Genomic DNA, 11,880 nt, shown 5'->3' with positions numbered 1-11,880 from the left:
TGATTTTCATTTTTTTATGAAAAGCCATTGAAGAGCCAAGAATGACCATTTATCGAGAATCAGATAAATCCAAAATCAAACTTCAGTACATTCAAGCCATATCAAAAATCAAATCTGTTCTGGCAATTTGAATCCAAAACCGAACTAACTATCCAGTAACCTGGAATTTAAGGCGTGCTCCAATGGGCCCAAGCATCGGATAAACTGGTATGGATTGATGAGAAAATGGATAAACATAAGCCCAAAAAGTTTTGCAATAAGGGTGGCCTACAGACCGGTAGTTTAATCCTTTCAAAAGTCTACAAATGTTTTCTTTTGCTGAATTTGAATAGAGACTTACTGAAAAAAATGCTTGTACCAGAAATAAACTAATTCTAAAAAAACAAATATGAATGCAATAAAGAGAAAGTTAAACCTATTCCTTTTTGGTTGCTTTTGGGCGATTTCCTTACCCCTGTTTTCCCAAATCCCCTACCAAACTCCACCTGCTTCTATTGCCGATCTTTTTAATGCCCCGGCAACTCCTTCCGTCTCTTTCAATAAGGATGGCTCGATGATGATGGTTTTGGAGCGATCCGAAGCACCTTCCATTGAAGATTTGGCACAACCCGAACTCCGAATCGGAGGCATTCGGATCAATCCGGCTACCTCCGGGCCCAGCAGATCGGGAAGTTTTTTCAATGTGAAAATCAAAAACACCCGAAGCGGAGAAGAAAAACAAATCACAGGGTTGCCCCAAAATCCCAAAATGAGTGGCTTTTCGCTTTCTTCAGATGAAAAATATTTGGCATTCACGAATACAGAAGCCACAGGGATCAGCCTTTGGGTAGTGGACTTATCCACATTTGAGGCGAAAAAGCTTACGGAGCCTATTCTCAATCAGGTTTTTGGAAACTCCGTAGCTTGGATGCCGGACAATTCCATCTTGATCAAAGCGGTAAATCCCCAAAGAGGCTCCATGCCCAAAGCGCCTGCCGCGCCTGCCGGACCGGTCATTCAGGAAACCTCCGGAAATGCCGCTCCCAGCCGTACGTACCAAGACTTGCTGAGCAACCCCTACGATGAGGCGCTTTTTGCCTACTTCATGGACTCTCAATTGATGAAAGTTGGATTGGATGGAAGCAAAACTTCTGTCGGAAAACCAGCCATGATCAAATCCATGGATCTGAGCCCTGATGGAAGTTATTTGTTGATCGAATCCATCCAAAAGCCGTTTTCCTATCTCGTCCCCGCCAGCAGATTCCCTTATTCAGTAGAAATCTGGAAATCCAGCGGAGAGATGGTCAAGACTTTGGCCCAGATTCCGCTGGATGAAGTGAGACCAACCGGCTTTGATGCCACGGTGACCGGACCAAGAAGCATCAACTGGAGAGCGGACCAAGCTGCCACCCTGTATTGGGTAGAGGCTCAGGATGGAGGAAATCCACGAACAGAAGTGGCTGAACGGGATATCGTGTATACGTTGTCCGCTCCTTTCTCCCAAGAAAAGCAAAAGCTGGCGTCTACTTCCCTGAGATTCGGAGGAATTGCCTGGTCAGATGATTCCTTTGCGATTTTGAATGAAAGATGGTTTGCCAGCCGCACAGAAAAGCGCTCAGTCATCAATCCATCCAACCCTGCCGAAGCTCCTCGGGTAATTATCGAGCGCTCTTCAGACGATTTGTACAACGATCCCGGAGATCCGATTTACACTGAAAACCAGTTTGGAAGGAGTGTATTGATGCGAAAAGGAGATTTGCTTTACATGCGATCCGAGGGCGGAAGTCCGGAAGGAAGCATGCCCTTCCTCTCCACCTTCAATACCACTACCAAAGAGCAAAAAATCCTCTGGAGATCTCAGGCCCCTTACTACGAGCGGGTAGTCAAAGTCATGAATGCGGATGCTACTGAATTTGTGACGTTGAAAGAAAGTACTGACATCCAACCCAATTATTGGCTGGTCAATACCCGCAAGCGAATTGCTCCGATGCAGATAACCAATTTTGCTCATCCCTACGAGTCCATCAAAGGGATCAACAAGCAACTGGTCACGTACAAAAGAAAAGACGGACTGAATCTCTCTGCCGTAGTCTATACTCCAGAGGGATATGATCCTGCCAAAGACGGAAGACTCCCTGTCCTGATGTGGGCGTATCCACGTGAGTACAAGTCAGCAGCTGATGCCGCTCAGGTGAGAGGTTCCAAGTACACGTTCACCCGTCTTAGCTGGGGTTCTCCGATCTATTGGGTGACACGTGGCTATGCCATCATGGACCAAACCGAAATGCCGATTGTAGGCGAAGGAGATCAGGAACCCAATGATTTCTTTATCGAGCAGCTGGTAGCCAATGCAGAGGCTGCGATCGATCATATTGTAGAAATGGGCATCGGTGACAGAAACAAAATCGCTGTGGGAGGCCACTCTTACGGGGCCTTCATGACTGCAAATCTGCTTTCGCACTCTAACCTTTTTGCCGCAGGAATCGCAAGAAGCGGTGCCTACAACCGAACTTTGACTCCTTTTGGATTCCAGTACGAGCAGCGTAGCTACTGGGAAGCCCCAGAAGTGTACTTCAATATGTCTCCCTTCTCATTTGCCCATCAGGTCAAAACCCCGATTCTCCTCATCCACGGAGAAGCAGACAACAATTCAGGGACTTTCCCTATTCAGTCCGAACGCTACTACAATGCCTTGAAAGGTCACGGTGCCACCACCCGATTGGTGTTTCTCCCGCACGAAAGCCATGGCTATGCGGCCAAAGAATCCGTACTCCACACCCTTTGGGAGATGGATACTTGGCTAGAAAAGTATGTGAAGAATAGGGAGTAATGCAGGTTTTAAAAACCTAATAAATAATCAGCCCTGCCAGATTTTCAAAAACTGGCAGGGCTTTTTTAATACAAGAATTCGAAAAGATAGGCTTGATTACAAAATCAGTTACGGTTTCACAATCCAATTTCAAGTTTTGCTAAATCCCTTAGCTTCTTGGCCTGTGAAGGACTCAAGGAAACTTCGATTAAATTCCGGTGAACTTCTGCATGAAAAGGGTTATTCATCAATGGTTTCGCAAGTGGCATAACTCCGATTGACCGGCATTCGCCTGCCGTGAAAGAAACAACGGCTTTAGTTCCAATCCTCTCCTGAAGCACTGCAATACATTCACTTTTTGATCTGCCGCCATCTCGATCAACTGATAACCCCTTGGAATCTTTAAAGGCCGCAGAAGAAGGGACTCCTTCTTTCCACAAATGGTTAATCGGCTTTATTGCTTTAAATAGAGTTTCAGAATCTGAAATTTCGGTCGGTAGCATAAAAATGATCAATTAATGAAAAAATCTCGGTTATGTCGATTTGACATTCCTTTTCATTTCCTGAGATAATCTCCAAACAACTGACAGAATTTTCAAAGATCTCAAACTCTAAATAATCACCATTTTCCTTTTCGTATTCGAATTGAATACTTTTTCTGGCAGTGGGAAATACTTCAGGTTGTACTCTTAATGAAAATAAAACGGACTTAGCTTTTTCAATTAAAGCATCCGAAAAAGGCTCAGCGTTATTTCCATTCCAATTAAATTCCAATTTTTTGAATTCCTCTAACTTTTCAAGATTTGATTTTAAATCCTGACCGACATGGGAGGAGTCATTGGAGTGGATAACAAAAATATATTTGGAATCTAAATTTGGCTGGGCTAAAGATGTCATAGCCCAAATATTTTGACCAGGGATCCTTTGCACATTTTTACTGGATGCAAGACATGGTTCGAAATCGAGTAATTCAGACATTTTTCTTCAGATTAGATTTTAAACTTTTAATATGCTCTCCTAGCCACCTATGGATATCCTCAGCATGAGCAAGGTTGAGGACTATTCCATTTTCAACAAATCTCACAATGCTGGTTTCATGATCTCCTGGTTCCCTTTCTGCAGTGATTTCACTCAAAACCATCCCTTCATTAACAGAATAAGTTTGAGAACGAGGAAGAGCCACCCTTTCTAAATAAAAATTAACCACAATCTCTCCTTGAGGGCTAATTCCTCCAAACGCTCCATTTACATACTTTGGATTATAGTCATCCTTAAATATGTATTTGAATTTAATTTTATCAGGCTTGTCCATAATATAAAAGTTATGCTTAAGGTAAGCAGAAAATATTTCTTATCAATACCTTAAAAACTGTTCCAAATTCTAGAAGGTTTCCGATTTAACAATATATCACATCTCCCTAATCAACCCCTTGGCTTGATCAAATGAATAGGCTCCAGCCACTTCTCGCTGATCAAAGACCATCATGTAAATAAACTCTTTTCCAGCCAATTCAGCCCATTTTTTACCCAAACGGCACTTGGCTTCGCTGTCGCTATTATCCCGGTCATCTCCTTTTGTTTCCAAGACAATTACTTTTCCTGACTCGGTATAAATAATAAAATCCGGATAATGATTGGACTTAAAGCCATTGATCGCAAAACCTCGGCCTTTCACTTGGTTGCGATGCCAAAATCGAACATTGGGCATTCCGGCTATCTCAGAAATAACCCGAACCTCAAATCCGTTCATCGCTCCCTCGATATCATAAAGGGATTTACTGATGGATGGTCCAGGTTTGCCTGGAATCAAACGTTCAGGAAACTTCCATGCCGGAAGAGTCTCGATTTTTCCAACTGTGACCTGCTTTTCAAACTGTTCTTCGGCATACCTATCTGCATGTGATTTGATTTTGGCTTTGATCCGATCGGAATAGGAAAGCTTTCTCACCAAAATATCCCGAAGCTGTTCCTGTGTCATCCCTTCCAAAATCCGCTGAAGGTAAAGCTTGATCTCCTGTTCGGGAATCGGATACAAATTCCCGATTGTCCCCATTAATTGGTAAGCGATTTCTTTAATCTGCTTATCCTTGGGCTTTGCCAAAATGTAGTCCACTAAAGGCTCGCGAATCATCAAATCCTCGATTTTTACGAAACTTGGAGTGTACTCATTCTTCTTAGCCTCCTGAATGTCTACTTTGTAGAGGTCAGACTGGATCTGCTCAAAGTCAATCAGCGTATCGTATTTACTCAGTTTGAAATCCTTCAATAACGATTCCTGATTGAGCAAAACCTGCTCTCCAATGCCAAAAAGTGCATTGGCAGTAACCTTGAGATGAAATTGAGGCAAATGGATTTGTGAAGCGCTTTCCGAGAAAGCATCTCTGATCTGTGCAGTCTTTATCTTTTCACCCATTTCTGCTAATAGAGGAAGGTCTGAATACTCTTCTTTAAGTTTTTGAATTTCTTGATCTAAAAGTGCCGATTCTTCTGTCGCCATTTTTTCAATCTCGCGAACCGAATGAAGGCCTGGAGTTGTACTGTCGTGAAGTTCATTAGGAGTAAACTGAATTCGATCGGCATCAATGGCTTCTTCGGATGGGTCTGTTTCTGATTCCTCTGGGAAGAGAAAATTTTCCAAAGGCTTCTGGGCCACTTGTGTTTTTACCGACTCTGGCATTACATCTTGCTTTCGATAATCCTTGTCACTGAAGCCCGAGGCTTGCAGCCCTTTGACGATATTTTGAAGCGTGTCATGAAACTTAGCCGATGCAGTCAAAACATAGGAAATGTTGAGCATAGCATGGGCATGCTTCATCACGTAAGGCTGCCGAAGCACTCTACCCAAAATCTGCTCCACATCCACCGCCGAAGACTTGTCTGCAAGAGAAGCCAAAATGTAGGCAAAGGGACAATCCCAGCCCTCCTTCAGCGCATTGATCGTAATTATGTAACGAACAGGACAAGTCTCAGACATCAGGTCGATTCCTTTCAATTCGTCCTTTTCAGCAGTTTTGATCTTTATTTCTTCGTCTGGAATTCCCAAACTCACCAACTGCGCTTTCAACTTTTCAAAAGTGGTATTGTCCTCCGAGGTACGGGGTTGTGCTTGAAAGAGCACAATCGGACGGATGTATTTTCCACCCGCTTTTCGCTGCTCGATAGCCAAGGCTTCCAGCTTCTGCCGGAGATGCAAGGCCGAACTGATCACCTCCGTCTTGTCGGGATGATTATAGACAATGACCGGCAGCTTGACCATGTGTTCCTTTTTCAGGGAAATGGCAGGTACCAAACTGACAATATTGGAATTGTTCTTCGGCGTAGCCGTCAAGTCAAGGACAAAGCTTGGATTGAGATTTTTCAGCATGTCCACGCTCAGTTCGGACTCGGCATTGTGGCTTTCATCCACCACCACTACCGGATTGAGGCTGCGGATCACATTGATGAGGGCGGTCTCATCCGTATCTGGCAAAAGGTGAGAATCGTCTTTGTATTGTGCCGCAAACGTGGCCAACTGACCGTTTTCCTGATAGACTTTCTTGTCCTCCTTCTTTTTGGAACGAAGCGAGGCAAAACTCATCACCACGATGGTCAATTGCTCGGAAACTACCGTGGGATTAAAATTAGAGCCTTGGAGCAAGTCTTTCTTTTCATAGACCTGGACCCGATGGTTGAAGAGGGCATTAAGCTTCTGCCTATAAGGATGGTCTGGATTGCTGAGATTGTTGACTGTCTGATCGAGAAGGTTACTCCAAGGAACCAGCCACACCACCGCTTTGGGATGCAAGGTATCGAAGGCATCAAAGATCGTCCGAAGTGCATTGACGGCAATAAAGGTCTTTCCTCCTGCCGTCGGCACTTTGATGCAGACGTTAGCAGCATGGGGAATGGTATGCTTGTAGGAGGGCATTCCTGTCCCGTCCAGCGGATTGTAGAGTCCCCATTTTTCCTCGGTATAGGTATCAAAGGCCTTTCGGATATCCTTATGCGCTTGGATGGACTCCAAAAAAGACCGAAGATCGGCGATGACTTGCTGTTGGTAGGGCTTGAGTTCCATGCTTAAAAACGGGTAATATCTCGTGGAATTTTCTTAAAAATAATGCGGTGCTTCTGCATCAGCGCCTCGGGCAGGAGGCAATTGTCCGCATAGCAGATGTACTGCTCGGCAGGCTGCGTGACCCAGGCGGAAAGTGACTCAAAGTCCAGCGTAGTCAGTCTGTCCGGTTCGTAGATGAAGTAATAGGCGGTATCTTCTAAACTACCGAGGTAGTAGCGATCTGCATGATCCACAGGCGGAGTCCACTTCGTCCGGGTCTCGGAGTACCAGATGTAGGAGAGGATATCGGAGATTGCGACGGCCTCGTTCAGATTTCCCTCGGTATCGAAGAGGGCCGGGCCGAGGGCATAAAAGCCAAAATCCCCTCCGGTCCCTTCCACCGCCTTGATACCGCTGCCGTAGCCTTGGATGACTTTTTTAATTCTTTCAGCGGTTAATGAATTACCATAGTCTTCCATTTCTATTAAGAGGAATTTTCTTTTACCTCCATCTTCCTTATTTAATTCAAGTGAAGCATGGCCTGTAGTACCAGAACCCGCAAATGAATCAAGAATTATGTCATTTTTGTCTGAAATAATCGTCAGAATTTCCTTGATTAAAAACGGCGATTTTGGGTAATTAAAATTCTTTTTTGAAAAAATCTCCATCAGTACGTTAGTCCCTTTTACTGTATAAAAAGATTTATCTAGCCAAATTGTAGGTACTTGACTTCCCGCTGTTGTATTTTCTCCAAACTTTAAAGTCGGACTATTATCTTCAACACCTGAAACTTCAAGCTGACCTTTTTCTATTTTTTTTATTAAACCACTTGGCAAGTATTGGACACTAAATTTATTTAAACTATTGAGCTGCCTATTTGGAGATACCTTTATATATCCTTTTTCCCAATCAGATAAAAGACGACTCGGAATTAATCTCCAAACACACTCTTCTCCTTTGCTAGTAATTGGCCAAACCGCTTCAGTTCCCTCAGGTGCTTCGTTAAAATCAAACTGAAAAGTCTCTGAACTTCCCAAATAAATACCTTCTTTTATTCTCTCCGCAAGAGATTTTCCCGTTCCAATAATTCTCCCTGATGCCTTCTCTATAAAAATTGGATAGGTTTGATTTGGTCTTTGAACTTTATTGAAAGTGGCAAGAGTCAATCCTTCAAAAGGAGATCTTGATTTTCCGCCAGAAATATTTGAGGAATTGGGAGAAAATGAGTTAGGTACAATAAATAATAGATATTCATGAAGGAAGTTAAAACCTGAGGAAGGTTTTCCACCAGATGTTTGAATTGTTATTGGGAGAATTTGCTTGTTGGAAAAGATTTCTTTACAAATCAAAATCAAATTGACTAATTCATGATGGCCAATACTTATGACCATCTTTCCTTCTTTTGATAGAAGCTTATTGAGCAGCTTCAACCGAGGATACATCATGCAAAGCCACTTGTCGTGGCGGCTGAGGTCTTCCCCTTCCTTGCCCACGGTCTCGCCCAGCCATTTTTTGATTTTGGGATGGTTGACGTTGTCGTTATAGACCCAGTTTTCATTGCCCGTATTATAGGGCGGATCGATGTAGATACAGTTGATGCGGCCTTCGTATTCGGGTAGTAGACTTTTTAGGGCTTCGAGGTTGTCGCCTTGGATGATTTTGTTTTCGGATGAGCCCGATTCCGTGTTGAACTCGTATTGCTTCTCGAGTACTCGGTAGGGTACTTCCTGATGGTGATTGACAACTTTTTCCTTGCCTATCCAATGCAGCGTGGGCATAAATCTTGAAAAATGGTTTTGGGTAAAAATAGGGGAAAAAATAAAATTTAGGGCTACTTTTCTTTTTTGAAAAGAGGTGATGAATTCAAGAGTTTTTCTCAAAGTCGGCAAAATCGATTTGGCCATTCAATGGGTAGAACAGTCGCTTCTACCCGATTTTGCGGAAGAGGTTGATCGGCTAAAGGATCTGGAAAAGATCCAGTTTCGGATTTTGGAGGCTGATCCTTTTGAGTTGACGGTACGAGTGACTCAAGGTAAGCTATCTGAAGGAGGCCAAAAATCAGGAAAAGAGTTGTCAGATTTGGCCAAAATGCTTTTCAGAAGGTACTTTCCTTTTCATACTATTTATGCACGCCCTATTCCCTACAGAGAAATCCCTGCTGAGGAGATGACAGGACAGGTAGTGAGTTGGAAGTTGAGCGAACAAGGAATTTCCCTGGACAAAATCACTAAAGAAACAGGAATCCCTAAGCAACAGCTTCATGCTTGGGTCAGTGGTGCAGAACCCATGGACGCAGTGGCCCGGGCGATGTTTTATTACCTGCTCAGGTAAGAGCTAGGAAGGAGGTTTGCTTTTTCGCTTGGGATTCACATTAGTTTCGATTTCCCACTTTTTCATTTCATCTTCCTGCTTCTTCCAATCAAGTTTATGATCCAAATGTGCTTTGAAGAATAGGTATAGAAGAAATCCTAGTGAAATAAGGAACGCAAGAAATGGAGGCATGATGTGCCAGGATGCACCTAACCCCAAGTATTTTAAATAATCCAGAATCTTCATGTCTTTCCAATTTTGAATCCAACATAAGCCAAGCGACTGAGTAAAAATTGGACATGTTTTTTTCAAGTCAGAGGACAAAGGAAAACGGCCCAAATCGCTCAGAATCGCAGTTTTGCATTTGGGTTCAAAAGAAGAAGAGTAGGCGGAATACGAAAGGACAAAAATGAAAGGTGCCTTTTTGGGACGGATTTAGACATTTTTGTAAACAACCAACTTAGAAGCAGGACAGAAGTGTACCCTAAATAATATCAGCCCTGCCAAGATTCGAAATCCCGGCAGGGCTTTTTTAATACAAAAAGCCAAAAAGCCAGAGGGGAATCGTGTTTTTGACTCCGATCTCGATATCATCCTTGACCAAAAAGGAGTTTGGTAAATCCTTGATCTGATAGCTCGTTTTATTTTTCCCTCCGACCTCAAAGCTCCATTTTTCATTGACCAAAAAATCTCCCTTCTCGGCAAGATGAACAGTAGAAACAGCCTTGAGCTGATTGGCAAAGAAGCTTTCCCGAATGGTCCCTACACTGACATTTTCCTCTCCCAAAGCATAAAGTAAATTAGGGTTTCCTAGGTATAATTTCTCCGGCTTGGTAAGCGCCCCAACTCCAGAATTCGGTTTATGGAGGATTTGCAGGATTCTGGCACGATGGAGCAACTCAAACGCTCGAAGCAAGCTGGGCCGTGAGATGCCCGTTTTTTGACTGAGTTCAGACACATTTGGGGTAAAAGGAACTGAGGTGGCGATCAGCCGAATCAACTTCTTTAGCTTAAATACGGTTTTATAGTCCATGTTTTCCACTGCCATAAGATCTACTTCCAAAATCAACTGAACGATTTTTCGGAGCTTTTCGGAATAGATTTCAGTGCCTTCTTTAAAAAATGGATAGGCTCCCCATTTCACATATTTCTGAAAAAGAGCAACCGGCTGGATAGTATTTATCACCTGTGCAGCTGTTTCTACATGATCTTTCAAAGCTTGCTCAAGGTAGATTACAGGAAAAGAAATCCCTGTCTCCAATTCGATAAATTCCCGAAAGGAAAGTTCAGGTAAAAGATAGCTGACGGCCCTTCGACTGAGGTCAGACTCTCCCTGGTTAATCTCCAAAATCGAAGAGGAAGTAAATACCACCTTGAGTTCAGGAAAATCATCATAAATCAATTTGAGTTCTCTGGACCAGTTTGGGTACTTATGAATCTCATCCAAAAGCAGCACTTTCCCTCCACTCAGATAAAACTCATCGGCCAATTCCCGAATGGAATGCTCCATAAAATAGAGATCATCCAAAGAGATATAGAGGTTCGTTCCATCTGGCTTCAGGTACTTTTTGGCATATTGAAGCAACAGGGTGGTCTTTCCGGCTCCTCGGGCACCCGTGACAGCAATCAGCCGCTGCTTCCAATCGATCTTATTTAATAGAAAGCGACTGAAATCCAGTGAAATTCGCTGAATTTTTGCTTGGGAATTGGTCAATAGCTTTTCCATATTGTAAAATAGATTTTACACAAAAATACATTTTTTGTAAATCACATTTTACAAATTTTGAAACAATTTGTAAATTCAATTTTACAAAATTGATCTGAAAATATTTTGGTGGTTAAGCCCTTTGAAATAAATTAGGGTTTTTGTGAAGGAATTTAGCCCAAATCCGCTCCCCACATCAGGATCAAAAACACAATCCCCAACACAATCCGATACCACCCGAAAGCGGTAAAGCTATGATTGGATACGTATTTCAAAAACAGTTTTTCTGTGAGCTTTTTTAAAAAACAGCTAGAGGTAAAACAGCCTATTTCTATTTCTCACAGATGTCTCAGATGAACACAGATAATGTCATCTGTGAAAATCCGTGTAATCTGTGAGCAAAAAACTCATCCCAAATCCGCTCCCCACATCAGGATCAAAAATACAATCCCCAACACAATCCGTTACCACCCGAAAGCGGTAAAGCTATGATTGGATACGTATTTCAAAAACAGTTTTTCTGTGAGCTTTTCTAAAAAACGGCTAGAGGAAAAACAGTCTATTTCTATTTCTCACAGATGTCTCAGATAAACACAGATAATGTCATCTGTGAAAATCCGTGTAATCTGTGAGCAAAAAACTCATCCCAAATCCGCTCCCCACATCAGGATCAAAAACACAATCCCCAACACAATCCGATACCAGCCGAAAGCGGTAAAGCCATGATTGGATACGTATTTCAAAAACAGTTTTTCTGTGACCTTCTCTAAAAAACAGCTAGAGGTAAAACAGTCTATTTCTATTTCTCACAGATGTCTCAGATGAACACAGGTAATGTCATCTGTGAAAATCCGTGTAATCTGTGAGCAAAAAACTCATCCCAAATCCGCTCCCCACATCAGGATCAAAAATACAATCCCCAACACAATCCGTTACCACCCGAAAGCGGTAAAGCTATGATTGGATACGTATTTCAAAAACAGTTTTTCTGTGAGCTTTTCTAAAAAACGGCTAGAGGAAAAACAGTCTATTTCTATTTCTCAC

At 42.7% G+C, this 11,880-nt stretch carries 8 protein-coding genes; 2 read left to right on the top strand and 6 right to left on the bottom strand.

What is annotated here, in order from left to right; genetic code table 11:
• Window positions 1–388 precede the first annotated feature (388 nt).
• A complete protein-coding gene (locus AAA943_RS21550) occupies window positions 389–2,809 on the top strand; it encodes a S9 family peptidase (RefSeq protein ID WP_338226485.1) in 2,421 nt (806 codons plus the stop codon).
• Between the two features lie 116 nt (window positions 2,810–2,925).
• Here the strand turns inward: AAA943_RS21550 and AAA943_RS21545 are convergent, their stop codons facing one another.
• From AAA943_RS21545 to AAA943_RS21525, 5 genes are all read right to left on the bottom strand, one after another.
• Window positions 2,926–3,291: a hypothetical protein gene (locus AAA943_RS21545; protein WP_338226483.1), complete on the bottom strand. Its 366-nt coding sequence runs from the start codon at window positions 3,289–3,291 to the stop codon at window positions 2,926–2,928.
• Entirely contained in the window at window positions 3,263–3,766 is a 504-nt protein-coding gene (locus AAA943_RS21540) for a hypothetical protein (RefSeq protein WP_338226481.1), read from the bottom strand. The genes AAA943_RS21545 and AAA943_RS21540 overlap by 29 nt, the downstream gene beginning before the upstream one ends.
• The gene (locus tag AAA943_RS21535) at window positions 3,759–4,100 is read right to left on the bottom strand and encodes a hypothetical protein (RefSeq protein ID WP_338226480.1); all 342 of its coding nucleotides are present in this window, start codon (window positions 4,098–4,100) and stop codon (window positions 3,759–3,761) included. Before AAA943_RS21535 ends, AAA943_RS21540 begins: the two co-directional genes overlap by 8 nt.
• Before the next feature lie 96 nt (window positions 4,101–4,196).
• Window positions 4,197–6,842 carry a DEAD/DEAH box helicase gene (locus tag AAA943_RS21530; RefSeq protein WP_338226478.1) on the bottom strand — a complete coding sequence of 882 codons (2,646 nt, stop codon included), beginning with the start codon at window positions 6,840–6,842 and terminating at the stop codon, window positions 4,197–4,199.
• Window positions 6,843–6,844: 2 nt separating this feature from the next.
• Window positions 6,845–8,701 (bottom strand): site-specific DNA-methyltransferase, encoded by a 1,857-nt coding sequence (locus AAA943_RS21525; RefSeq protein ID WP_338226475.1) that lies wholly within the window; start codon window positions 8,699–8,701, stop codon window positions 6,845–6,847.
• On the opposite strand from AAA943_RS21525, the gene AAA943_RS21520 reads away from it, so the two are divergent.
• On the top strand, window positions 8,679–9,152 hold the full coding sequence (locus AAA943_RS21520; protein WP_338226472.1) for a hypothetical protein: 474 nt from the start codon (window positions 8,679–8,681) through the stop codon (window positions 9,150–9,152). The genes AAA943_RS21525 and AAA943_RS21520 overlap by 23 nt on opposite strands.
• Before the next feature lie 511 nt (window positions 9,153–9,663).
• On the opposite strand, the gene AAA943_RS21515 is transcribed toward AAA943_RS21520, so the two are convergent.
• A complete protein-coding gene (locus AAA943_RS21515; RefSeq protein ID WP_338226471.1) occupies window positions 9,664–10,857 on the bottom strand; it encodes an ATP-binding protein in 1,194 nt (397 codons plus the stop codon).
• Window positions 10,858–11,880 lie beyond the last annotated feature (1,023 nt).

Source organism: Algoriphagus confluentis, from assembly GCF_036245625.1.
GTDB classification, from domain to species: Bacteria; Bacteroidota; Bacteroidia; order Cytophagales; family Cyclobacteriaceae; genus Algoriphagus; species Algoriphagus confluentis.
Note: the sequence above shows the minus strand (reverse complement) of the source record. Positions and strands in the feature narration are given on the sequence as shown.

Bases quoted from the DNA above. Each gene is read 5' to 3' on its own strand.
- AAA943_RS21545 (WP_338226483.1), bottom strand. From the start codon at position 3,291: ATGCTACCGACCGAAATTTCAGATTCTGAAACTCTATTTAAAGCAATA.
- AAA943_RS21530 (WP_338226478.1), bottom strand. From the start codon at position 6,842: ATGGAACTCAAGCCCTACCAACAGCAAGTCATCGCCGATCTTCGGTCT.
- AAA943_RS21550 (WP_338226485.1), top strand. From the start codon at position 389: ATGAATGCAATAAAGAGAAAGTTAAACCTATTCCTTTTTGGTTGCTTT.
- AAA943_RS21520 (WP_338226472.1), top strand. From the start codon at position 8,679: ATGAATTCAAGAGTTTTTCTCAAAGTCGGCAAAATCGATTTGGCCATT.
- AAA943_RS21515 (WP_338226471.1), bottom strand. From the start codon at position 10,857: ATGGAAAAGCTATTGACCAATTCCCAAGCAAAAATTCAGCGAATTTCA.
- AAA943_RS21535 (WP_338226480.1), bottom strand. From the start codon at position 4,100: ATGGACAAGCCTGATAAAATTAAATTCAAATACATATTTAAGGATGAC.
- AAA943_RS21540 (WP_338226481.1), bottom strand. From the start codon at position 3,766: ATGTCTGAATTACTCGATTTCGAACCATGTCTTGCATCCAGTAAAAAT.